Source organism: Paraburkholderia sp. GW821-FHT02A12, from assembly GCF_059422005.1.
Genome location: NZ_JBWKWA010000001.1, coordinates 648,576 through 672,257, shown reverse-complemented (window position 1 = coordinate 672,257; position 23,682 = coordinate 648,576). Strand labels below are relative to the sequence as shown.

Annotated in this window: 16 protein-coding genes and 1 pseudogene; 4 read left to right on the top strand and 13 right to left on the bottom strand. The window is 61.1% G+C overall.

What is annotated here, in order from left to right; all coding sequences use genetic code 11:
• Positions 1 to 85: 85 nt before the first annotated feature.
• The 3 genes from AC07WT_RS03120 to AC07WT_RS03110 all read left to right on the top strand — a co-directional run bounded on the left by AC07WT_RS03120 (position 86) and on the right by AC07WT_RS03110 (position 3,531).
• Entirely contained in the window at positions 86 to 1,630 is a 1,545-nt protein-coding gene (locus tag AC07WT_RS03120) for a TAXI family TRAP transporter solute-binding subunit (protein WP_494946003.1), read from the top strand.
• A 183-nt stretch (positions 1,631 to 1,813) separates the two neighbouring features.
• Positions 1,814 to 2,458: a 2-hydroxychromene-2-carboxylate isomerase gene (locus AC07WT_RS03115; protein WP_494946002.1), complete on the top strand. Its 645-nt coding sequence runs from the start codon at positions 1,814 to 1,816 to the stop codon at positions 2,456 to 2,458.
• An 80-nt stretch (positions 2,459 to 2,538) separates the two neighbouring features.
• Positions 2,539 to 3,531 (top strand): LysR substrate-binding domain-containing protein, encoded by a 993-nt coding sequence (locus AC07WT_RS03110; protein ID WP_494946001.1) that lies wholly within the window; start codon positions 2,539 to 2,541, stop codon positions 3,529 to 3,531.
• A gap of 57 nt (positions 3,532 to 3,588) precedes the next feature.
• On the opposite strand, the gene xdhC is transcribed toward AC07WT_RS03110, so the two are convergent.
• The 3 genes from xdhC to xdhA are packed head-to-tail and all read right to left on the bottom strand — an operon-like array spanning position 3,589 to position 8,101.
• Complete coding sequence (gene xdhC / locus AC07WT_RS03105) at positions 3,589 to 4,155, bottom strand: xanthine dehydrogenase accessory protein XdhC (protein WP_494946000.1); 567 nt, start codon at positions 4,153 to 4,155, stop codon at positions 3,589 to 3,591.
• 38 nt (positions 4,156 to 4,193) lie between these two features.
• Entirely contained in the window at positions 4,194 to 6,560 is a 2,367-nt protein-coding gene (gene xdhB / locus AC07WT_RS03100; RefSeq protein ID WP_494945999.1) for a xanthine dehydrogenase molybdopterin binding subunit, read from the bottom strand.
• 29 nt (positions 6,561 to 6,589) lie between these two features.
• Positions 6,590 to 8,101 (bottom strand): xanthine dehydrogenase small subunit, encoded by a 1,512-nt coding sequence (gene xdhA, locus AC07WT_RS03095; protein WP_494945998.1) that lies wholly within the window; start codon positions 8,099 to 8,101, stop codon positions 6,590 to 6,592.
• A gap of 388 nt (positions 8,102 to 8,489) precedes the next feature.
• On the opposite strand from xdhA, the gene AC07WT_RS03090 reads away from it, so the two are divergent.
• Positions 8,490 to 9,701 carry an MFS transporter gene (locus tag AC07WT_RS03090; RefSeq protein ID WP_494945997.1) on the top strand — a complete coding sequence of 404 codons (1,212 nt, stop codon included), beginning with the start codon at positions 8,490 to 8,492 and terminating at the stop codon, positions 9,699 to 9,701.
• A 63-nt stretch (positions 9,702 to 9,764) separates the two neighbouring features.
• Here the strand turns inward: AC07WT_RS03090 and AC07WT_RS03085 are convergent, their stop codons facing one another.
• From AC07WT_RS03085 to AC07WT_RS03040, 10 genes and pseudogenes are all read right to left on the bottom strand, one after another.
• Complete coding sequence (locus tag AC07WT_RS03085) at positions 9,765 to 11,084, bottom strand: oligosaccharide flippase family protein (RefSeq protein ID WP_494945996.1); 1,320 nt, start codon at positions 11,082 to 11,084, stop codon at positions 9,765 to 9,767.
• Positions 11,085 to 11,131: 47 nt separating this feature from the next.
• Entirely contained in the window at positions 11,132 to 12,757 is a 1,626-nt protein-coding gene (locus AC07WT_RS03080) for a hypothetical protein (RefSeq protein WP_494945995.1), read from the bottom strand.
• A gap of 217 nt (positions 12,758 to 12,974) precedes the next feature.
• A complete protein-coding gene (locus tag AC07WT_RS03075) occupies positions 12,975 to 13,868 on the bottom strand; it encodes a glycosyltransferase family 2 protein (RefSeq protein WP_494945994.1) in 894 nt (297 codons plus the stop codon).
• 137 nt (positions 13,869 to 14,005) lie between these two features.
• On the bottom strand, positions 14,006 to 15,205 hold the full coding sequence (locus AC07WT_RS03070; protein WP_494945993.1) for a hypothetical protein: 1,200 nt from the start codon (positions 15,203 to 15,205) through the stop codon (positions 14,006 to 14,008).
• A 4-nt stretch (positions 15,206 to 15,209) separates the two neighbouring features.
• Complete coding sequence (locus AC07WT_RS03065; protein WP_494945992.1) at positions 15,210 to 16,310, bottom strand: glycosyltransferase; 1,101 nt, start codon at positions 16,308 to 16,310, stop codon at positions 15,210 to 15,212.
• A 144-nt stretch (positions 16,311 to 16,454) separates the two neighbouring features.
• Positions 16,455 to 18,671 (bottom strand): GNVR domain-containing protein, encoded by a 2,217-nt coding sequence (locus AC07WT_RS03060; RefSeq protein WP_494945991.1) that lies wholly within the window; start codon positions 18,669 to 18,671, stop codon positions 16,455 to 16,457.
• A gap of 88 nt (positions 18,672 to 18,759) precedes the next feature.
• Positions 18,760 to 18,964 (bottom strand): annotated as a pseudogene (locus AC07WT_RS03055) (polysaccharide biosynthesis/export family protein); the annotation flags it as partial.
• 1,021 nt (positions 18,965 to 19,985) lie between these two features.
• Entirely contained in the window at positions 19,986 to 21,227 is a 1,242-nt protein-coding gene (locus tag AC07WT_RS03050; RefSeq protein ID WP_494948371.1) for a glycosyltransferase, read from the bottom strand.
• Between the two features lie 148 nt (positions 21,228 to 21,375).
• Positions 21,376 to 22,260 (bottom strand): polysaccharide deacetylase family protein, encoded by an 885-nt coding sequence (locus AC07WT_RS03045; protein WP_494948370.1) that lies wholly within the window; start codon positions 22,258 to 22,260, stop codon positions 21,376 to 21,378.
• 110 nt (positions 22,261 to 22,370) lie between these two features.
• On the bottom strand, positions 22,371 to 23,624 hold the full coding sequence (locus AC07WT_RS03040; RefSeq protein ID WP_494945990.1) for an NAD(P)-binding domain-containing protein: 1,254 nt from the start codon (positions 23,622 to 23,624) through the stop codon (positions 22,371 to 22,373).
• Positions 23,625 to 23,682: the final 58 nt, after the last annotated feature.

Here is a 23,682-nt window from a genome sequence, read left to right as displayed (position 1 = left end):
GCATGGCGCGAGCGCCTCGACTTGCGCTACGCTAAAGCGCTGCCGCATCCTTGTTCACCTTCGACCGTAGCCGTCACGTCATCCGATGAAGCCTGCCACCGGCCGCAAACGCCGTCCCCGCCTCGTTGCCCGTTTCGTCGCGATCTCGTGGCGCGATCTGGCTGTCTCGTTCGGCCCGATCCTGCTGGTCGCCATCGCGGCGATCTGGGTCGCCGTGCGCCTGATCCAGCCCGCCCCGCCCAATACGCTGACGATCAGCGCCGGTCCCGAAGGCAGCACGTTCTGGACCGCCGCGCAAAAGTACAAGGCCATTCTGGCGCGCAACCGCATCACCTTGAACGTGTTGCCGTCGGAAGGCTCGTTGCAGAATCTCAAGCGCCTCTCGGACCCGAACTCCAACGTCGATGTCGGCTTCGTGCAGGACGGCGTCGCGCCAGGCCCGGTCAGCGACGGTCTGACGTCGCTCGGCAGCGTGGCGTATATACCGCTGGCGATTTTCTATCACGGCCCGACCGTCACGCGGCTCTCCGAATTCAAGGGCTCGCGTCTGGCGGTCGGCGCCGAAGGCAGCGGCACGCGGGAACTGGCGCTCGCGCTGCTCAAGGCGAACGGCATCGAGCCGGGCGGCGCCACCAAGCTGCTGCCGCTCTCCGGCGACGACGCCGCGCAGGCGCTCATCTCCGGCAAAGTCGACGCCGCCTTCCTGGCCGGCGATTCGGCGCAGCCGGCGGTGATGGGCAAGCTCTATCGCACGCCCAACGTGCAGTTCTACGACTTCACCCAGGCCGATGCGTACACGCGCCGTTTTCCGTATCTGACGCAGCTCGTGATGCCGATGGGCGCGTTCGACCTCGGCAAGAATCTGCCCTCCGCGCCGATTCACATGGTGGCGCCGACCGCCGAACTGGTGGCGCGCGACTCGCTGCATCCCGCGCTCTCCGATCTGCTGATCGAAGCGGCGCGCGAGGTGCACGGCAAGGCGAACATCATGCAGCGGGCCGGCGAGTTCCCCGCACCGCACGCGCACGATTTCCCGATCAGCGACGACGCCGCGCGCTACTACAAGTCGGGCAAGGGTTTCCTCTACCGGATCCTGCCGTTCTGGCTCGCGAGTCTCACCGACCGGCTGCTGGTGGTCGTGGTGCCGCTGATCGTGTTGCTGATTCCGGCGCTGCGCGTCGTGCCGTCGCTGTATGCGTGGCGGGTGAAGTCGCGCATCTATCGCTGGTACGGCGCGCTGATCGCGATCGAACGCAGCGCGCTCAGCGAGTATTCGGCCGCCGAACGCACCACGCTGATCGAACGGCTCGACGCGATCGAGGACTCGGTCAACGGCCTGAAGATGCCGCTAGCTTATGCGGATCAGTTCTACGTGCTGCGCGAGCACATCGGCTTCGTGCGCGAGCGGCTGACGCATAGCCGCGAGGCCCAGCGCGACGCGCCGGCCGAGCCAGTTGGACCAGGTGAGCCAGCTGAACCGGGCGATGGACCCACGCCGCCCGAGGCGCATGAGGCAAACGAGGCAAATGAAGCGGCCGATTTAGGTGAAGCACGAGGTGAAGCACGGGAAGGCAGCGAGGCGGGCGACAAGGCGCACGAGTCTTCAGACGAGCACCCTCGCCCTGCATGAGGGCCGGCATCCCCTGCCCCCAGCCGGGCCTGACGCGCACGGCAACGGCAGCCCGCCGGCTCCCCACCCTATTGACCGCTGCAAGCAGCGGCCGCACCGCGTAAGATCATTACAATTCCGACGGTTCAGCAGACGCGCGCAGCAGACGCACACCGTTCGGAGCAGGCAATCCGGGAGACATATATGACCGTTGGCATCGACGCCACGCAACCGCTGTGGTTTTACGATTTTGTCTCGCCGTTTACGTACCTGTTGCTCGAGCAACACGACAAATGGCCGTGCTTCGACTTCGCGTTCACGCCGGTCGTGCTGAACGACCTGTATCGTCACTGGGGTCAGCGGCCGGCTTACAGCGTGCCCGCCAAGCGCGTGTTCATGTACCGGCACGCGCTGTTTCGCGCGGAGCAGCTCGGCATTCCGTTCAAGATGCCGCCGGCTCATCCGTTCGACTCGATGAAGCCGCTGCTGCTTGCCACCGCGGCGAAGGGCGAGATCGCCTTCGTGCGCGAGATCTTCCGTTTCATCTGGCTCGAAGGCCGCGATCCATCGAGCGACGCAGCGTTCGCCGAACTGTGTGAACGCGTCGGCCAGCCGGACGGGCCCGAGTTGATCAGGAGCGAAGCCGTAAAAGCGCAATTGCAGCGCAACACTGCCGACGCGATCGGCCTCGGCGTGTATGGCGTGCCGACCTTCCGTCTGAACGATCAATTGTTCTGGGGCGAAGACGCGCTGCCGATGGTGCTGTATTGCGCACGCAGCCCGAACTGGCTCGATTCGCAGGAAGTGAAGCGGGTCAGTTCGCTGCCGTCGGGCCTCGCGGACAACTAAGCGCAGGCGAGCCATCGTGCGGGCAGCTCCATACGATGCCTCACCCGAGCCCGATCCGCTTGCTCCGCCTCGCCTGAACCATGGACGACACCGCCGCCTCCCTCGACATCTGGCTCGTGCGCGTGCTGCGCACACTGCTGGTCGAGCGCAGCGTCACGCAAACCGCACTGCGTCTGAACCAGACCCAGCCTGCGATCAGCACCGCGCTGCGCAAGCTGCGCGAAACGCTGAGCGATCCGATCCTCGTGCGCGGCAAGTCGGGCATGGTGCCGACCGAATACGGCGAATCGCTGCTGGCGTCCGCGCAACGCGTGCTGCGCGAAGTCGATTTCGTCGCCACACCGCACGGCGACTTCGATCCCGGCCGCTCGCGCCGCACCTTTCGCGTGGCCGCACCGGATTATCTGAACGACTTCTTCATGCCGACCGTGATCGCGCAGTTTCGCGAGGCAGCGCCGCATGCGCGTCTGGAAATCGATTCGCTGAGCCCGATGCTCGATCACTCGGCCGCACTCGATGCGGGCGAACTCGATCTGGTGATCGGCAACTGGCCGAAGCCCGATCCGCGCTTCGAGCGCAGCGATCTGTTCTCCGACACGGTGGTGTGCCTGATGCGCGCCGATCATCCGCTCACGCGCGCGCCGTTGACGCGTGAAGCGTATCTGGCCGCCCCGCATCTCGCGCCGACGCCCTATAGCGGCGCGCGCGGCGGCGCCATCGACATCGGCTTCGCGAGAGCGCGTGCCGAGCGGCGCATCGTCGCCACGCTGCCCTACTTCGGCCTGGTGCCGCAAACGCTGCTGCAATCGGATCTGATCTTCACCACCACGCGCCGCTTCGCGACGCACTACGCGAACATGCTGCCGCTTGCGGTCGTCGAAGTGCCGATTCCGTTTCCGCGTATCAAGTGCTATCAATTGTGGCATCCGCAAGCGGATCGGCCGAGCGACGTCGGTTGGCTGCGGACTTTGATGTCGCAGGTGTCGGACGAATTGGTGGCGCAAAAGACGCGGCGCGTGAAACGGCCGCAGGAAAAGAAAACCTCAGAAGAGACGTCAACCTGGGCGCGCTGACGTTTCCTATTTGACCGCCTGGTTCGACTGTCTGGTTCGACTGCCTGAACTGACCGCTCAGACGCTCGCGCAGAGCCCGTGCGTCGCCGCCTGGGCCGCGGCCTGCCGCGCGCGAACCTGCAGCAGTTCCGCGCACACCGCCACCGCAATGGCCGGCGGCGCCTTGTCGACGATACCCGCCACGCCGATCGGGCAAGTCATCTCCACCAGCCGGTCCAGATCCACACCGCGATCCAGCAAGCGCCGCTCGAATTTCACGCGCTTGGTCTTCGAGCCGATCATGCCGAAGTAGGTGAAATCGCGCCGCCGCATGATGCGCTCGGCGAGCGAGAAATCGAGCGCGTGATTGTGCGTCATCACGAGGAAGTACGCGCCGGGCGGCGCCGCGTCGACGATCGCATCGGGTGTGTCGGTTGCCTCGATCTGCACGTTGGCGGGCGTTTCGTCGGGGAACAGTTCATCGCGTTCGTCGACCCACTGGACGACGCACGGCAAGCGCCCAAGCAGCGCGACGAGCGCATGGCCGACGTGGCCCGCGCCGAACAGCACGATGTGCATCGGCGCCGCAGGCGCCGCTTGCACGGCGCCGCGCCGGCCGATCTGAACGGAAGAAAAGTCGTTCATGGCGTTTCACCATTCCAGTGAGTATTTTATAGCCGCGGCTACTGCCGTGCCGCCGCTGTCGCCGCCCGCACCGCGCCGACAGCCTTGAGAATTTCCTCGCTCGTCGCGGGCGCGTTCAGCGGCGGATTGACCTTGTGGCCGCCCACGGCCGACACCGCATCGCGAATCGCAAAGAACACCGAGAACGGCAGCAGCAACGGCGGTTCGCCGGTCGCCTTCGAACGATGGATGCTGTCCTCCGCATTGCGGTTCCTGAATAGCCGCACATTAAAGACCGGCGGCGTATCGTTGACGGTCGGAATCTTGTAGGTGGACGGCGCGTGCGTCATCAGCTTGCCGCCCGCGTTCCACCACAGTTCCTCGGTCGTGAGCCAGCCCATGCCCTGAATGAACGCGCCTTCCACCTGGCCGACGTCGAGCGCCGGATTCAGCGACGCGCCCACGTCATGCAACGCGTCCGCGCGCAGCACGCGCATTTCGCCGGTCAACGTGTCGATCACGACTTCCGACACGGCCGCGCCGTACGAGTAGTAATAGAACGGCCGGCCTTGCAGCTTCGACTGATCCCAGTAAAGCTTCGGCGTCGCGTAGAAACCATCGGACCAGAGTTGAATGCGCGCGACGTAGGCCTTCGCGATCACTTCCTCGAACGGCACCACGATATCGCCGACCAGCACGCGGTCGTGCGCGAAGCGCACGTCCGCGGCGCTTACCTGCCCTGCGCCGAAGCGCTCGGCCGCAAATGCCGACAGACGTTCGCGCAACTGGCGCGCCGCATCCTGCGCGGCCTTGCCGTTCAGATCGGAACCCGTCGATGCCGCGGTGGCGGACGTATTGGCGATCTTGCTGGTGTCGGTGGCCGTGACCCGAATGCGCTTGAAGCCGACGCCCAGTTCATGCGCGACGACCTGCGCGACCTTCGTGTTCAAGCCCTGGCCCATTTCGGTGCCGCCGTGGTTCACCAGAACCGAGCCGTCGGTGTAGATGTGCACCAGTGCGCCGGCCTGGTTGAAGTGTGTCACGTTGAACGCAATGCCGAACTTGACCGGCGTGAGCGCGAGCCCCTTTTTCAGCACTTCGTTGTTCGCATTGAACTCGTTGACCGCCGCGCGCCGCGCCCGGTATTCGCTGGTCGCTTCGAGTTCGTCGATCAGCTCGTGAATCACGTTGTCTTCGACCACCTGACCGTACGGCGTCTGGTTGCGCTCGGTCTTGCCGTACAGATTGCGGCGGCGCACGTCGAGCGCATCAACGCCCACCGAACGCGCGACGTTGTCCATGATGTACTCGATCGCGAACGCGCCTTGCGGGCCGCCGAAACCGCGGAACGCGGTATTCGACTGCGTATTGGTCTTGCCGCAGAAGCCGTCGATCGTCACGTCGGACAACCAGTACGCGTTGTCGAAGTGGCACAGCGCGCGCGTCATCACCGGACCGGACAGATCGGCGGAGAAACCGCAGCGCGAGGTCATGTCGACCGTCACGCCGTCGATCACGCCCGTGTCGTCGTAGCCCACTTCATACGTGTAGTGGAAATCGTGGCGCTTGCCGGTGACCATCATGTCGTCGTCGCGGTCCGGACGCAGCTTGACCGGGCACAGCAGCTTCCACGCGGCGAGCGCCGCGCAGCACGCGAACAGGCCCGATTGCGATTCCTTGCCGCCGAAGCCGCCGCCCATCCGCCGGCATTCGATCAGCACGTTGTGCGACGCTACGCCCAACGCGTGCGCAACCATGTGCTGCATTTCGGTCGGATGCTGCGTGGAGCAGTAGACGTGCATGCCGTCGTCGTCCTTCGGCACCGCGTACGAAATCTGGCCTTCCAGATAGAACTGCTCCTGCCCGCCGAGCAGCATTTCACCCGCTTCGCGATGCGCCGCGCGGGCGATCTTCGTGCCGGCTTCGCCGCGCGCGAGTTTCATCGGCGGCAAGACGTGCTGGTTCGCGGCGCGCGCCTGCTGCGCGGTGAGAATCGCCGGCAGCTCCTCATAGACGACTTCGGCGCGGCGCGCGGCCAAACGCGCCGCTTCGTGCGAAGTCGCGACGACGATGAACATCGGCTGGCCGGCGTATTGCACGACACCGTCGGCGAGAATCGGATCGTCGCCGTGGATGATCGGACCGACATCGTTGACGCCGGGGATATCGTCCGCGGTGAAGATCGCGACCACGCCGGGCGTCGCGCGCACCTTGTCGAGCGACATCGAGACGATCTTCGCGTGCGCTTTCGGCGACAGGCCGAGCGCGGCGTGCAACGTGCCGGCGAGCGTCGGAATGTCGTCGGTGTAGGTCGCCCGGCCGCTCACGTGCAGATGCGCGGATTCGTGCGGACGCGAGATGTGCACCTGGGTAAAGTCTTCCTGTTCCTGAAGGTCTTTCAGGAACGGTTCGGCATGCTGATTCATTCTTCTATTCTCCGTATCCTTGTGGCTTCTCAGGCGCTCGCCGCAGCGACCGCGCGAACGTCCAGCGCGCTCTTCGGCAGCGGATTGTGCGGACGCGTTTCGAGCCAGAAGCGGTACAGCGTGTTCTTCGCCGCTTCGAGGCGATAGTTGCTGGTGGCGCGCATGTCGGAAAGCGGCGCGTAGTCGTTGCCGAGCGCGAGCATCGCGGCCTGCGCGGTGGCTTCGTGCCATTCGGCGTCGCGCAGCACGGCCTCGGCGTGCGTCGCGCGCTTCGGCGTGGCGGCCATGCCGCCGAATGCGATGCGCGGCTCGCGGATCACGTTGCCGTCGGCGATGAACGAGAACGCCGCGCACACGGCCGAGATATCCGAATCGAAACGCTTCGAGAGTTTGTAGGTGCGGAATTGCAGATGTTTGCGCGCGCCGGTGCGCGTCGGCACCTTCAGCCCGACGACGAACTCATGCTCCGCCATGTCCTTCTTCTGATACGCGACGTACAGATCTTCGAGCGGCAGTTCGCGTTCGATCTCGCCGCCGCGCACGATCACGCGCGCGCCGAGCGCGATCAGGCCGGGCATCGAATCGCCGATCGGCGAACCGTTCGCGACGTTACCGCCGAGCGTACCCGCATTGCGGATCGGCAGCGACGCGAAGCGTTGCCACATTTCGGTCAGCTCCGGATACTGCTTCGCGATCTCCGCGTAGGCGTTCTCGACGGTGACGCCCGCGCCGATCTCGATCCAGTCGCCGTTGGTTTCGAGCTTCTGCATCTCCGCGATCTGGCCGACATAGACGATGTTGCCGAGCTCGCGCATCTGCTTGGTGACCCACAGGCCGATGTCCGTGCTGCCGGCGAGAATCCGCGCGGCGGGTTCGGCTTCCTTGATCTTCGCGAGCGCTTCGACCGTGCGCGGCGCGTCGAACTGCTGGCCGGCGTGCTGGTAGTGGAACGTGCCGGTGCGCTCGAGCGTGGCAAGCGTCCTGGCCAGCGCATCGACATTGACCGGCGCTTTCGGCGCGGGGGCTTCGAACATTCGGACGGCCGCGTCGACGATCGGCCGGTAGCCCGTGCAACGGCACAGATTGCCGGTCAGCGCATTGCTGATCGCTTCACGCGACGGCACGGTCCTGTTCGCGCAGCGATGCTCGTGGCCGTGCTTTTCGTACAGAGACCACATCGACATGACGAAACCCGGCGTGCAGAAACCGCACTGCGAGCCGTGACACTCGACCATCGCCTCCTGCACCGGATGCAGCGAGCCGTCCGGCTGACGCAGGTCTTCGACGGTGAAGAGCGCTTTGCCGTCGAGCGTCGGCACGAACTGGATGCAGGCGTTGACCGCCTTGAAGTCGACGCCGCCCTTCTCGTTGCGCTCGCCGACCACGACCGTGCACGCGCCGCAATCGCCTTCGGCGCAACCTTCCTTGGTGCCGGTGCAATGCGCGTCCTCGCGCAGATACTGCAGGACCGTGCGGGTGACGGGCGCGTCCTTGATCTCGCGGATCGCGTTGCGGTGGTAGAAGCGAATCGGCTCAGTCATGTGTCGTTACTCTCGAATGTTCTGTGTCCGTGGGACGTGCTGCGGTGACGGTTCGAAAACTATCACCGTCAATAAATACAACCCATAGCGGGGATCGCATGCGGGACATATCCGCAAAACGATATAGAGATAGGTTTGAGGCGCGGTTGGCTTATGTTGACCCAACAGTTTTGCCGTGTTTATTTAATTTCTGCAGTTTTTTGGCCATTGGTTTGAGGGCGCACCACCGCGCTGGGGCGCAGAAATTGGCGGGTGCCCTGCGAAGACCGATCACTATATCCATCTGGCACCGTTATTCGGCCCGCGAAATTATTAAGCGACTCCTGCAAGAGAATCGGTTCCATGGGAAAATTGCGGCTTCCCGCCGTTTTCAAGTCTCGTTTTCCCCATGTCCACCGACTCAGCGACGCCTCGCAGCGAATATGCGACGACCATGCAGATCATTCCGGTCGTCTTTTTCACGTTTCTTTGCTACCTGACGATCGGAATTCCGCTCGCCGTGCTGCCCGGGTACGTCCACGACGACCTCGGTTACAGCGCGGTGCTGGCCGGCGCGGCGATCAGCGTGCAATACCTGGCGACGCTGGCATCGCGGCCGCTGGCAGGCCGCACGGCGGACACGCTGGGGCCGAAGCGGACGGTGTCGATCGGTCTGCTTGGCTGCGGCGCGAGCGGGATCTTCTTGCTGCTGGCGGTGTTGTGCGCACGCTGGCCGGTGTTGAGTCTGGTCTTGCTGGTGTGCAGCCGCCTCGTGCTCGGATTTGGCGAAAGCCTGTGCGGGACTGGCGCGATTCTGTGGGGGATTGGCCGGGTGGGCACGAGCAACAATGCCCGGGTGATTTCGTGGAACGGCATCGCCACTTATGGCGCGCTGGCTGTCGGCGCGCCGCTCGGGGTGGCGATCGCGCACACGGTTGGGTTTGCCGCGCTGGGTATTCTGGTGATTTTGCTGGCGGCGCTCGGGTTTTATCTGACCCGGCCGATGGCGCCCGTGCCGATCGTGCACGGCGAACGGATGTCTTACCGGAGCGTGTTCACGCGGGTGTTGCCGCACGGGATTGGGTTGGCGCTCGGCTCCGCCGGGTTTGGGTCGATTGCCACTTTTATCACGCTGTTTTATGCGGCGAAGCACTGGCCGAATGCCGCTTTGTCGCTGACTGTTTTTGGCACGCTGTTTATCGGCTCGCGGTTGTTGTTCGCCAATACGATCAAGACCTACGGTGGGTTTCGGGTCGCGATTGCTTCTTTTTCTTTCGAGTGCGTTGGGTTGCTGATGTTGTGGTTGGCGCCTGAACCGCATATTGCCCTTGCTGGGGCGGCGTTGACCGGGTTTGGGTTTGCTCTGGTGTTTCCCGCTCTGGGTGTCGAAGCCGTCGGGCTCGTGCCGCCCGCCAGCCGCGGGGCTGCCTTGTCGGCTTATTCCGTGTTTCTCGATCTCTCGCTCGGGATTACCGGGCCGCTGGCCGGGTATATCGCGGGAGAGTTCGGGTACGGTTCGGTGTTTCTCTTTGCCGCGATTGCCGCTGCCGCAGCGGTGGGACTTTCCACTGTGCTCTATCTGCGCAATGCCAAGGTGACCAATCTGCCCGCTGCGTTGTGAATTTTCGCGGATCGGCGCGCGGCGCCTGTTCGTCCGCGCGGGCGGTGTGAGTCTTGTGCGTCGTCAATCCCTTTCGGCCGCCATCTCCTGTTTGAGCGTCTGCGCCCGTACCGCGATTTGACCGCGATTTATTCTCGTCGAAACACCGTACACCCCGATGAGCATGAACAGCTCCGTTGCGGCAACGGAGCATGCAGTCCCGACGCCGCCCCACAAATAGATGCAAATCGGAGCCTGAACGAGGTGGAACAGCGCGCCGTAAATATAGATTCTCTTCAGCAAAGACTGATTGCCTGACGCAATGATGGTGAGCATCACCTGCGTCGTCGTCATGCCGACGATCGCCGGCACGAAAACGAGGATTCTCAGAATCAGGAACGTCTCACCGAAAGCTTCGCCGAGAAATCTCGCCACGAACCACTCGCCCAGGACGGAAAAGCCGACCAGAATCAATATCGCCGAGGCGGCGAAGGCGCCCATGAACCGTCGATTGATCTTGTGCACGAAAGCGAGATCGCCACGCTCGTACGCCACGCATATCTTGGGAAAGAGCGCCTGAATCGCGGGAGCGGTACACGCCCGAAGCGCATTTGTCAGCCTCTCCGCCGCCACGTAATATCCGACGGCGCCGGGGCCGCTGATCATCCGCAACATGATGACGTTGGCGTACATGTACACGGACGTGAGCGCCGAGCCGAGGAAGATGTGATATGCATCTTTTGCTTCGGCAAGCACATCTGGAAGACGAATCCTGACGTTCAGCAATATCTCACGCTTCCAGATCAACGAGGCCGTCAGGACCGAGCCGCAGACGAACGTCGGTGCATACTGCAGCGAAGCCGCGATGATAACGTCGTCGTGGCTCTTAACGAGCAAAAACAGCGGGATCAGCAGACCAATTCTCGTCACCAACAGCGTACCCGCCAACACGGGCAACCGCTGGGATCCCTCATAGAAACACCCAGGCGTGATGACGCCGCCCCATATGACCAAAACGCCCAGCAGCGTGGCCCCCCGCTCGTCAGGAGACATGTGGGCTGCAAACGCCCATGCGACCAGCACCAGCGACGAAAGCACGGCGAGCATCGCCTTACCGATCGTCGCCGCCCAATATATCCGGCTCACCACTTCCGGCTGATCGAGATGAACGGCTACCTTGCGCGCGCTACTGAGGCCGAAACCGAAGTCGACCACGACCAGCAGAATTTGCGAAATAGACTGCGCATAGCCGATCACCCCTAACCCGCCCGGCCCGAGTACATGTGAAAGATACGGTAACGTGACCAACGGGAGCACATAATTGAGCGCGTAGACCGAGTAAAGAGCGATGATTACGTTTCTCGTCGACACAATTCGTCCTGTTTCCAGTTCCTCGTCACGCAAATCCGTTCGAATAGTTCCATATCAATCGGCACCCGGCGCATCGCCTCTCAAGTTGAAAAGACAGAATACGACACGAAGCAAGGCTCGATCAGACCAATGTCGATCCTGTTATAACGATCGTCCGCGGGATTCGCCGCAAACACAGCGCTTTTCACCGCGTTACCAATGAGGTTGTTGACGATCGCCTTGTAGCCGCCGTCGGATGCATCGGTAGCGAAAAGAATTTCAGCCAGTTGCGCACGTACTTCCGTGGCCGCTCTCACGACCACGCGGCCAGAGGATGCCCGCAAGACATTGACTGCGACCTGCGCCGTTTTCGGCGAAACCATCTGTTCGCCGCAATGCAGTGCCGATGCCACGCCGCCGCGCTCGAATCCGACGCCCAGATTCAGGCTCCTGACAAGATTGGTATCTTTGCCGCCGGCAAAGGAACCGCCGCCCGGATAGGCCTTGTTGAATCCGACGATCGTATCGCCCGACCGATCGCCAAAATTTCCGTGAATCGCGATGCCATCGAGCGGGGTGCTGCCGGACGTGGTTGAACTGCCATAGACGAACTGCGGGCCGTCACAACCGTCGTCATCGTCGTCCTTGCCATGCCGGAACCGGTTGCCGACGATCGTTGCGCCTTGCTGATAATCGATTTGAATGTGACAGCTACGGCCGGCCGGGACTTCAACATACGATGGATGAGCCGGCTTTGAGAACTTCCAGCGGCCCAGCGATCCATTTCCGCCGCACCCGTTTCTCGAAAAGTAATTGCCGTTCACGACTTTCCCCCAATTGCCGCTTTTCATACAAACACCGGCAAATCCGTTCCGGTCTAACACCGCGCCGACGATGATCGATTCCGCCCCTAGCATGACCCCATAACGAGCGTTCCACTCCCATCTTCCGCCTATGACCTGCCAAAAGTTGTCGACCAGATCGGCACCGGCCGTGTGGCAGAACATGCCGACACAATTGAGTAACGATCCGTCCGTGCTGCGCGCCGAATGGAAACCGCGGTCGCACATATACGCATAGCAACGCTCCACCGTCGATGTCACATTCAATTCGAAACCGGTTCGCGGCAGCCCCACGGCCGTACAGTGACGGGCGGCGCTCGCTTTTGAGAAACGCATTCCGACGGGCGTGTTAGTCGTATGAGCCGGATAGTCGGCCAGGTAATAGATCACGAGCGCGTAATGTGCCGGCCGAACCTGCAGATGTTCCGCATTCGACGCCACCCCTAGCGTCAGCACAGCCGACGATGGGCCGCCGGGATCTTGCCTCTCCAGCACCGTTGCGGCCGATGCGACACCGCTTATCACCGTATATTCTCCGCCTCCGTCACCACGCAATTTCGAGCCGGCCGCCGTCGTCAATTCACCTCCATACCGCCATATGCCACGAGGAATATAAAGGCCACGTGCGCCGCTCGCGAAGGCCGACGCCAGATCGGCACCACAATCGTAGGTGGACGTGCCCCGCTGGATAGCAGCGAACTTGCGCGGGTCGACGAAGCGGGCGAGGCTCACCTCCTGCCCCGCCACGATGTCGCTGATCGTCTTCAGATAACTGGGCGCGACCGGGTCCTGAAGCGGATGTCCCTGCACATAAGCGGCGATCTGCCTGATCTTCCCCTCCCGAGCGACACCGTCGCGCGAAATGCTCAACGCGTCATTGCCCAACAGGTCGTCGGCCAGGCCGGGCGTTGCGCTTGCGCTCGCGAGTGCGTCCCGCTCGCGAAGCGCGTTGTTCGACGCGCGCGCGAGGCGAGTGTCGGCTGTCGTTGCACAGGCCCCGGCGAGGCCGCCGAGCAGGAACATCTTGATCGCCTGCCGCCGGGTCTTCATCCCATGGCCCTTATCATAAAGTTTCCTCTTCTGTTCGCATGGCGAAATGTCGTCACTTCGCGGCTTCCGGCTGCTCCGATGCAGGGCGCATGCCGATCGGTATCGGCTGCGGCTTTCCGCCGCGTATCAATCCCTTGACGCCGGGAGGCTTGAAGAGAGGCACGTGGTACTTGCGGCTGAACCGCCAAAGGCTGTTCATGTGCATTCGGCCTGCCTTGCTCAGAAACCCCGAAGCAGACGCCCGCTGATGTTCATGGGTAAGCCTCGCGCCCGGCACACAGAGCACGCGGTAGCCCGCTTGCCATATCCTCGCGCAAAAATCGACGTCTTCCATGTACAAGAAAAAATGCTCGTCCATCCCTCCCAGGTCTCCGTACAAGCTGCGACGAACGATAAAGCCGGTCCCCACGACCCATTCGGCCTCGAACGGTGTGCCCGCCTTCCACGCTTCGCGCATTAAATGATCGTCCATTCTGCCCTTGAACGCATCCAGCCGGCCAAGGGGCGAACGCCTGCTCACAATGTCGAGCAACGAGTAGAATCGCCGCGCCGAGAACTGCCGTTCGCCATCCGGATAGATCAGATCAAGACCGACGAGCCCCACATCGACCTCATTTCTCAACAACGTGACCACGTTTTCCAGAGATGCGTCGACGAAGTAAGTGTCGGGGTTCAACACCAGGACCAGCTCTCTCGCGCACCCGACCATGCCGAAGTTGACGCCGGCCGCAAACCCGCGATTTATCGAAGCCCTCACAAGGCGAATCCCGGCCGGCAACGTTTCTTTCAAATAAAAGAATGAATTGTCCGTGGAAGCGTTATCCACCACGACAATATCCTCGTGACCGGCAATCGACGAATCGAGCACAGATTTCACGCAATTTCGTACCAGCTTCGGCGTGTTGTAGTTGACGATGATCACGCTAAACATTCCGATCAAGCTCATTCTCACCTCCTGCAAGGCATCAGGCTTTCGTGGAATCCCCCGTGATCAAACAGACTTCTTCTTTTCCGTGCAAAGCGCCGCGCCATCGCGCGGCAAGACCGCAAATCCGTTCCGGCACGAATGGGTGCGCGCAATCACTAATTTCGACGCGGCCCGCCTGCGGCATCAAACACTGGCAGCGTCATCAACATGAATACAAACGGAACGACTTCTATCGATTGATAGAAAAGCGTTTGCAATAAAGCAGACCATACGCAAAGCGTTATCTTGCTATCCTGACTAACCAGCTTCGTAATGGATATGAGCAAGCCGTAGTAAAAGATGGTCCCTATCAGGCCGATGTTCAATATCTGCTGAAGCAGGCTCGATTCGACAATGCCGTATTCGTTCTTTAGAGAATCCGACGCTGAGTTTGTGACGAGCCCGAAGTACGACCCGGCAATCACGTTGACGGGCAACGCCAACGCAGCAGCCTTGTCCCATGCTTGAGTGCGGCCGTCGTTACCTTCCGACGATAAGTTGGTCGCTCCCACCATTCTTTGCGCTCCGACGCTCACGAGGCTATCGCTCCTATCGCCGCTCGCTCCACCGAGAACAACGATCGCCGCGCTAGCGAGCAATCCGGCCATGATCAATTTCGCGTTTTTGTTGAGAAATCCGATGGGCTCCTTGACGAACGCGAGAGCGAACGTGCCCACGATAATCAGCATTCCGCTTCTGGACAGGGAGGAGAAGATGCATGCCGTCAGCACCACACAGGCGAGCGCGGACAGCTTTCTCCCGTGCGCCAGGTAATCGGCCGCGCACAACGACGCGACGATCGCTATGAAGAGCGGGTAGTGCAGATAGCTGCCTGTCAGAGACGGCACACGCAGGTTGTCAAACCCGTATGTCGTACCGGGCAACACGACAGGGAAGGCGCCTTGCTGCTGGGCCACGGCAATGCCGGCCTCGATGAGTGCAATCAACACCAGGCCCGCATAGGCGACTCCCGGCCGGATGAACCGCTTTCGATGATTCGATACGGAATAGAAATAGATAAAAACCGTGAACGCAAGCAGGAACACATAGGAGAATCCGAACACGCCTGTTTCAGCAAGCGTGATCACAATCGATACGGTGACGGTGAAGACCAGACCCGCAACGAACCAGAACGACCAGGTTCCCTCCCGCCGGAAGTAGGCGCTCAACGCTGAAGGCGAGATGTACCACATGAGCAGTGCGACGACGCCGCCGACCTGGACCACATATGCCGCGCTCTTTCCTATTTCGAACTCCAGCACTCCGCGAATGGCACAGAGCACGACAGCGAGCAAATAACAGATCGTCGCGATCATTTCTTCACGCCTGATATGCCTCGGCGGCGTCGACACTTTGCTCGCCCGCCAAGTAGATTCGCTCAATTACGTCTGCAAACTCGTCTATTTCGCAAACAGTGAGCAAAGTCCCGTCGTGATCCACGCCTTCCGCGCCCAATGGCGTCGAGACAACCGGAAGCCTCGCTGCCAGCATTTCCAGTGTCTTCAACTTGACGCCCGCACCCGATAGCAAAGGCACCACGCCGATAGCGGCGGCTTCGAAATATGTGCTCGGGTCGTCCACGAATCCCGTGACGCAAATATCGTCGCTGTTCAATCGCTTGACGCGATCGCTCGGGTTCGAGCCCACCACGAACAATTTAAGCGGCAGGCCGCGCCGGCGCAGCGGCAAAAACGTCGAGTCGATGAAGTTGATCAGCGCCTCTTCGTTCTCCTTGCGCTGCATCGCCCCCCAAAACAATACGTGCCCCTTCTTCACGGTTTCCTTCGATCGTCTGACCGCCTTCACAAAAGCAGGCAGCGATACCGGGACAACCTGCAGCGCGCCGACGCCCGGATAGAGCGCCTGTATCAGTTGCGCATCCTTGTTCGACAACACCAACACCTTGTCCGCCAGCTTCAGCAGACGTTGTTCGAGCTCGAACGTTTGCCTGGCGAACAACCACCCCTCTATGCTCCTGATCCTGAGCACCACCTGAATCTGCACATCATGGACAGCCATGACCAGCGCGATGTCGTTACCGAATCTGCGCCGCAGATCTCGCGCGTAGGTAAAGCACTGAGAGAACTCCAGCCGCACCGAGTCATATCCGTTCTTCTCGACGAGATCACCCAGAAAATCGCCGATCGATTTTTTATACCTTGTATAAAAACGCGGAGTGAAATTCAGTGGGCTCGAGATGAACAGCGGGATCATGTCTAACCTGCTCACACGCTTGACGTAGACACGGTCCACGTTCGCACGGAACTCGATATCCTTCTCCTCGATCGCGACACGTGAAATGATGACCACATCAACGTCCGATTCCGCGCACAGTTTGGTCAAATAGTCGAAAGCGAGGCGGTGGCCAGCTTGCGGCGCGTTTTTCTGAGGTAGAAAAGGTGTGACAAATAGCTGTTTCATTCGATTAACCCCTTCCCTCTTCTTGCGGACAGTCAGCGGTCGACGCCGAAAGATGCCTTCGCGTGGTCGTGTTCGAATCACGCAAATCGCCCGCTTCAGCTTCACTATTCCGTGCCGATCGCCGAACAAGCGATCTTCCCGGTTTCATCTTTCGTACGGCTTGTAGATATAGCTCGCATATCGATAGCGCCCGTAGCCGTAGCTATAGCGTCCCGGTCTCAGGCGCAACCCGTTGACGATGACGCCGCGAACCGGCAGTCCGATCTTCTCCAGTTGCCGGGCGGACTCGCGCAGTTCCCCAATCCCGGTGATGCCTTGCCGCGCAACGAGGAACGTGGTGCCCGCCACGCACGCGAGACGCAACGCATCCGCGGCCGAGAGAATCGGCGGCCCGTCGAGCAGCACGACGTCATACCCTGCGGCGAGCCGACTCAACAGCACTTCCAGTTTTGCGTTCGAGAGCACATCGCTCGGACTCGCGACCTGCCCTCCGCTCGCAAGGAAATCGACGCCCGCGAAGCGGGTCGCCCGGATCACTTCGTCGGCGCGCAACGTCCCCTGTATCAGGTCCGACAAGCCAGGACCGCGGTCGCCGCCGAGATGATGATGCAGGAAGCCCCTGCGCATATCCGAGTCGACGAGCAGCACGCGCTTGCCCGACGCACCGACGACCGCGGCGAGGTTCAGCGCGACGAACGACTTCCCGATACCGGGCGTTGGGCCGGTGATAAGCACAATGCGATTGCGCGCCGCGAGCATCGTGAACTCGAGAGCGGTGCGAAAACCGCGCAGGCTTTCGATCGCCGGATCGATCGCCGATTCGCTGGCCAATACGAGGCTCTCCGATTCCGGGCGGTGGCGCCTATGCGCGAGCTCTTTCTCTTGCCGGCTGTATGGAACGCTCGCATAGACGGGCAAGTCCGTGCGCAACTCGATCTCGTACGGGTCGTCGATCGCATCGAAGAGACGCTGGCGCGCCAATGCAGCGACAGCCCCTGCGAACAACCCCAGCATCATCGACGCGAGGATGATGAGCGCGCGTTTGGGCCGGATGGGCGTGTCAGGCATCACAGCCATATCGACTATTCTGACGTTGCCGACTTTTCCCGCCTGGATGAGCTTCAGCTGTTCGAGCGTGTTTCGCAACATCGTGTCCAGTTCGGTGCCCACTTGCACATCGCGCTGCAAGCGCAATACGTTTTGCTCGAGTGGAGGCAACAATTCCGTTCGTTTCGCGATTCGCGCGGTCTCCTGTTGTGAGGTTTGCAACTGAGCCTCGATCGATTGAATCGCGGGATGCTGTTCGGTGAAGCGTGTGAGCAACTCCTTGCGCTTCTGCTCAAGCTCGACGCGCCGCGTCTGAGTGGCGACCGAGAGCTGCAGCAGATTTGTCGCCTCTTCGTCGAGGTCGATCGTCCCGTGCTGCGCGCGAAACTTGTTGAACTTGGTCTCCGATTCAAAGAGCTGTTGCTTCATCTCCGGCAACTGCAACTCAAGAAACCGGATCGAGCGCTCCGCCTCCTCCGATTTACGTTTTACGTTCTGGCCCACATACTCGGCGGCAATGGCTTCCAGAATGGCGCTGATCTTTTTCGGATCGGTACCCTCGAGCGACACGCCGATGACGTCAGACTCCTTGCCTTTTTCAGCGATCGAGAGTTCACTGCGCAGCTTCTCCGTCGTCGTCAGCGCAGAAAAGCGCCGCAGCTCGAACGTGGCGCCCGGCTTCGCGTCAATTCTCTCGACCAGCAGCGCGAGCGGACCGTAGGCAGTCGTCGCGTTCAGCACTTCCCCGACGGTGCCGTGCAGCTTGATCTCACCGTGCCGGATCTGATAGTTCAGTCCGTCGCCCTTCGTCAATATGAACGGGCTGTCATAGAGTTTCTCCGCCACGTCGAATTTCGCAACATCGATTTGCTCGTTGCCCCAGACGTAGCCCAGCGGGCCCGGCGTCGACCACTGCTCCGAGTGCCGGCCTATCCAGCGTCCGATAACGGGAAAATAGCGCGGAGAGGCGTCGATGAAGAGGTTGAGCTTGTCCACCGCACTGCCCACCACCATCCGCGAGCCGAGCACCTGGGTTTCGCCGGACGCCGCCGTCTTGACATCGAACATCGCGGAAAGGTCGCCCAGAACATTCTTCGTCGTCGTATTCGCGTTCTCCTCGACCTGCACGAGGACATCCGCGCGGTAGACGGGTTGAGAAAAGAACGCATAGCCGACGCCGATGGCCAGCACCACTGCCGTCGTGACGGCGATCAGCTTCCGGCTGTCATAAAGCGCATCGAGATAATTGGCGAGCCGCGCCGGTCGATATTCGTCAGGATCTATGTTATCGAGCGATGTGCTGCTTCGGTTCATGCTCGTTCTCCAATAGTCGACGGTCTGCCACTTGAGACAGGCGCCGGGACCAGCGCGTCACCGCTGGCACTGACCGGTCGCCGTCCGGTGAACGGTCGCCGCTTTCCGTGAAGCCACTGCCCGATTGATCGCCTCGGGTAACTCATCGGCAAATCGTTGGGGATCCGACTGTCGGGATTGCGCACTTCCCCATCGACATAAACACGTTTGCCGCGATAAGCCTGAATGCGTAATGTCGCCTGCACATTCCTGATATAGCCGCCTTGCCTGATCGGACCGGCATAGGCGAATTGCGCCACATCACCTGCTTTGTGCAACAGCGCCTATGCTAATTTGCCTCGATTTCCTAACATCACATCAAACGCATTCGCATTGAGGCCGAAATATTCTTATTCCGCGCCTTTAGCCTCTTGATCGTTCGTCCGATCTTCAGCGTTCCGACGACATACCGGCCACCTAACCGTACGCTCGACCGAAAATGAAAAAACGACTCGCATCCGCTCTGTTGATATCGCTGGCCACTCAAGGCGCGTCCGCTCAAAGCGTTCCGTCCGTTGCCGCGCCCCACTATGTACCGCATTACGTCGAAAAGCGTTCGCAGTTCGATGTAATGAGCCCGCGCCCCGCGAGTGGCACTACTGTCTACAGAGCCGATTCGGCCCTCACTCAGCACGCGGACGGTCATTATCTTCCGCCCCCCATCAACACCGGATCGCAAGACAATCGCGTAAAACGTGCGCGCCCGCGCCTTACGCAGCCCGCCCACGCCGCGGCCTCAGCAGCTGCGGCCGGGTCTTACAGCAACGATCTATGGAATGCAGACCAGACCTACGCGTCTCCCCAGACGTCCGACCCATACAGCACGCGCTAGCAATGGCAGAAGCGTGAAGCGATTCGGATTCAGCCCTTTTCGCCTAAACGGTGGCCTCTTACGGCCTGGCCGATCACGGACGGGTGGCTCGGCACGGCAGCAATGCATATCCGATGAGTTGCTTCTCGTCCGCGTCTGCTTCTACACAAACGTTCACGAGCTGCGCATACCATCGTTCCTCCAAGTTGCTCGACGTGCAATCGATCGCTTTGCGTTGCGGAGCGGGCTATCGTTAGCCTCGGCATCTCTAATCTAAATAGGCCCATTTCTTTTGAATAGATAGTATTCAAACTGGCGGCTATCGGAACGTTCGCCAGCGCACATAAAAGCCGATCGGCGCTTTTCTCGCATCAGACAATTCTGGACTACTAAAAAGCAATTCGCCCGATGAAAGATTCCTGTCGTTCTGAATCTTGTTTCTTCTTGCGATCAACGCTTTCGTTTCACCTGGCGGGGCGCGGATTATCCATACATTGCGCGGCCAACTCAGGGTGTGCGGAAGGCGTTGGGCCTTCGCCGACATGCATGATCTCGGCGAGGCGCTCGGCGTAATGCTCAGGCAGGTATTCGCCGACGTCGTACCTTCTCTCAGGGTTCGAAAGATGCATAGCCAGTTGCCCAAGCGCCAGCTTCAGACTGTCCGGGTTAGCGCGGAATTTGATCTTGTTGCCTACGGCGTCTCCGGTCATCGCCATGCTTCCGCCATCGTGGACGAGCGCAGGCAGGCCGAGCATCGCAGCCTCGATGATGATGAGCGGCGCGTTTTCCGCACCCACCGACGGTACGACTACCGCATCGGCGAAGCGCCGGATGTCCGAGAACAACCGCTCCTGCGGCAAGCTGCCGAAAAAAATCAGCTTGCCACGCTCGACGAGCGGCGCGAAGCGTTGCTCGATGGCCGCGCGTTGCGGACCGTCGCCATATACACCGATAGAGTCGATATGCTCGAACTCCGCCGCTTGCGCAAGCTCGATGAACTGCGCAAGGCCTTTTTCCTGCGAAATTCTTCCAGCGAACGCGAGGTTGAAACGCTCTTTGCCGCGGACGGTCAATGGAGTCAGCGCAGCCGGGACAGCGGACGGATTAAGCAGGATCATCGTGTTGTCGATCCCGCTGCGGTGCAGCGCTTCCTGCATGAAGGCACTGGGGCAGAGTATCTGATCGAATACGCGCGCCGGTTGGTACGCTGCACGGACGGCATGCCAGTACACCTTTGTCATGAGGTCGTGTACAAGGCCTTTTGGCGTCGAACGAAGCGTGAACGCCGTGCGCGTACGCAACGCTTCGAGCGGAAGAATCACGGGCCGGCCGTTCTCGAAGTATTGTAGCGAGGGGTTGTAATAGACCAGATGGTAGTCGTGGCACGTATGGTACGTGCGGTAGCCTAGGGTGCGCTTGTAACGCGCGATGACGCTCAAGATCGAAGGCGATAGAACGTTATGGTAGTTATGCACCAGCACCCGATGCGGCCGAAACGTGAGAATGGTTTTCTCGAGCGCGCGAGCGGCAGCCAGATTCCACAATCGAGAGAACATAGACGATCGCACGGCGAATCGACTATCGTCAAAGCGCTCGACATCGACACCGGATAATGTACTCAACAGGTCTGCGGATTGTTGATAGACAACCTCCGCGCCGCCCCAGTGCATAAAATCGTTGATCAGCAACACCCTGCAGCGTTCCATGCCCCCTCCTTTCTTTGAATGCATAAATGCAATCACGCAAAACATGGACCGTATCGGCGGTGATTTATCGCTCGGAAAATACTAGCGCTTCGCGTTCGACGGCTATGTTTGTCAGCACACGTAGCGGCAACATGACGGCAACGCACCATCAAAACTGGGGAAACCGTCCTCTCCAACCGCCACCTTCCTTCAGGTAACGCAAGAAGAGCGGGATGCCGGTCAATTGCGCCGCAAACCGCCGCGTCGACGCACTGTCGTCGACGATGATCGTGCGCAGTCGAAACGGGTCGCTATGGTGATCGTTCCAACCGATATCGCATGTGCGCGCACTCTTGAATCCCGCCGCTTTCACGAGACTGACTTCGCGATCGCCGTAGTTGCCGTTCGGGTAGGCAAAGTGCTCGCAGACATTGCGCAGCAGAGCCTCGATCTCATGCTTGCTCTTGCCAATTTCGTCTGCGCATTCGATATCGCTGCAACGGGTCAATACGGGATGGAACCGCGTATGAGCCTGAAAGTCCACGTGCGCACGCATGGCTTCCATTTGCTCGATGCTGAGGCCGGTCGCCCGATCGTCGGCGTCCTGGTGATAACCATATGCCGCGAGTTCGGCAAGGCGTTCCGCATTCGTCATCCGCTTCAGCCGCTCGTGGCCCGCTCGCAGCGCACCGGGATGCAGCCACCAATGGCTGCGCGGACGGCCGACGATGCGACTGCAGAGGAAGATCGTCGGCCGCACGTTGTGCTTGATGAAGATCGGCAGCAACTTTGCGTTGCCCGCATGCCCGTCATCGAATGTAATGGCCGCGCGTGGGCGTCCTTGGCCGGGCGCGGCGACGTCTGTCAGCGGCACCAGATCACATATTTCCCGAAGATAGGCGAGATGCCTGTCGAGCGTCGGCGGGTCGGGGTCGTGATAGAGCAGGACCGCCACCCGGTCGCGCCATAGCCATACGCGCGTCGCTCGGGCAATGCCCGTCAGGACGACGAGCGCGGCAAGGATCTCTTTAAGTAATGCCTTACCCCGTTTCATATCGCTCCCCACTCTGTGCGATTTGGAGAACCTGGTGCCACGATGATTGCGCCCGGTGTTGTGTTGCATCGGAACATCAAGGACCGGGCGGATTGCCTGAAAGGATGCGGCTAATCGCCCGTTCGCTCGGGCATGGGGGCTTCGCCAGCGGACCACACGTCTTCTCTCGCGCCCGCTTTCAACGAATCGGCGATATGCCGCGCCACGCTGGGCGCAGCGTGCTTCGTTCCGTAGACAAACCGCATGACGGGCCCAAAACTGTGAGCGGAAGCCGGGCCGATCACATAGAGGCCGCGAACCTGTGTTTCGAAGTGGGACGTGAGTTCGGGCAGCCCACCGTTGACCGAAATCGCGTCCACGATTTCCTTCGATAGAAACTCGTGCTGTCTCATATCGGTCTTGAAGCCTGTCGCGGCAATGACATGGTCGGCGGCGACGAACGATTCTTTCTTCTCGCTCATCACGCGCAGGATGACCTGATCGTTGTCGATAGCGGCGGACCGAACCTCCGTCCGAAACGAGATCTTCACCTTGTCGACGACGCGATCGCGCAGCCACCAGGCGCCGGACGCTCCAGACGACCTCTCCATGATCTGTTTGCGCCGCCCGTGATCGAGCATGTGGAAAAGGCGCGGATATTCAGACAGGAAGAGCGACCGCCAGCCTCGTCCGAGGCCCGCGTCGGGAAGCGCAAGCCTGGATACGATGCCGCGCGAAGCTTCCGGTCTTGCATGCCATATCACGCCCGCTTCGCGCATGAGCACGTGAACACGCGATCCCCGCTCGTGCAGCAGCGCGGCGAGTCCCAGCGCCGACTGTCCGCCGCCGACAATGACGACGTCTTTGCCTTGCGCCCATGCGAGGTTCCCATACAGCGCCGAATGAGACGCGTAGCGTTCAGGCAGGCCTTGCAGTGCGAGAGGGGTTTGCGCGAACCCCTTGAGTCCCAAAGCGATCACCACCTTGCGCGCGACGAGGGAGCGGCCGTCGCTCAGCGCCAATTGAAAGTTCCCGTCGATGCGTCGCAGATTGACGACGTCGACCGCCTGGATATCGCCGACGAGATTCGACTGAAACCAAAGCGCGTAGTCCACGAACGTCTCGAGCGGCACTGCCATGCCCATCGGCTGATAGCGCAGACCCTTCTGGCGGCAATAGTCCTTGAGCGTAAATCCGCATTGCGGCGCATGAAGGTTCGAAGCGAACGCCTCGGAACGTAGGAGCATGCCGGGCGGCATGAAGTTGATCCAGGCGCGCATCGGCTGCCCGAGAATCTGATGGGCCACACCCGCGGCTCTCAGGTGTGCGGCCAAAGACGACCCATAGGGCCCTGCGCCAATGATGGCGGTGTCGGTCAAGGACATTGATCATCTCCATCCAGGGACGGCATTCACGGCTGCAAAGCGCCCATCCGCGAGGCCA

Excerpts from the sequence above, each read along its gene's own strand:
- AC07WT_RS03110 (WP_494946001.1), top strand. The coding sequence starts at position 2,539 with ATGGACGACACCGCCGCCTCCCTCGACATCTGGCTCGTGCGCGTGCTG.
- AC07WT_RS03115 (WP_494946002.1), top strand. The coding sequence starts at position 1,814 with ATGACCGTTGGCATCGACGCCACGCAACCGCTGTGGTTTTACGATTTT.
- xdhB (WP_494945999.1), bottom strand. The coding sequence starts at position 6,560 with ATGAATCAGCATGCCGAACCGTTCCTGAAAGACCTTCAGGAACAGGAA.
- AC07WT_RS03120 (WP_494946003.1), top strand. The coding sequence starts at position 86 with ATGAAGCCTGCCACCGGCCGCAAACGCCGTCCCCGCCTCGTTGCCCGT.
- AC07WT_RS03070 (WP_494945993.1), bottom strand. The coding sequence starts at position 15,205 with ATGATCGCGACGATCTGTTATTTGCTCGCTGTCGTGCTCTGTGCCATT.
- AC07WT_RS03075 (WP_494945994.1), bottom strand. The coding sequence starts at position 13,868 with ATGAGCTTGATCGGAATGTTTAGCGTGATCATCGTCAACTACAACACG.
- AC07WT_RS03090 (WP_494945997.1), top strand. The coding sequence starts at position 8,490 with ATGTCCACCGACTCAGCGACGCCTCGCAGCGAATATGCGACGACCATG.
- AC07WT_RS03050 (WP_494948371.1), bottom strand. The coding sequence starts at position 21,227 with ATGGAACGCTGCAGGGTGTTGCTGATCAACGATTTTATGCACTGGGGC.
- AC07WT_RS03045 (WP_494948370.1), bottom strand. The coding sequence starts at position 22,260 with ATGAAACGGGGTAAGGCATTACTTAAAGAGATCCTTGCCGCGCTCGTC.
- xdhA (WP_494945998.1), bottom strand. The coding sequence starts at position 8,101 with ATGACTGAGCCGATTCGCTTCTACCACCGCAACGCGATCCGCGAGATC.
- xdhC (WP_494946000.1), bottom strand. The coding sequence starts at position 4,155 with ATGAACGACTTTTCTTCCGTTCAGATCGGCCGGCGCGGCGCCGTGCAA.
- AC07WT_RS03060 (WP_494945991.1), bottom strand. The coding sequence starts at position 18,671 with ATGAACCGAAGCAGCACATCGCTCGATAACATAGATCCTGACGAATAT.
- AC07WT_RS03040 (WP_494945990.1), bottom strand. The coding sequence starts at position 23,624 with ATGTCCTTGACCGACACCGCCATCATTGGCGCAGGGCCCTATGGGTCG.
- AC07WT_RS03065 (WP_494945992.1), bottom strand. The coding sequence starts at position 16,310 with ATGAAACAGCTATTTGTCACACCTTTTCTACCTCAGAAAAACGCGCCG.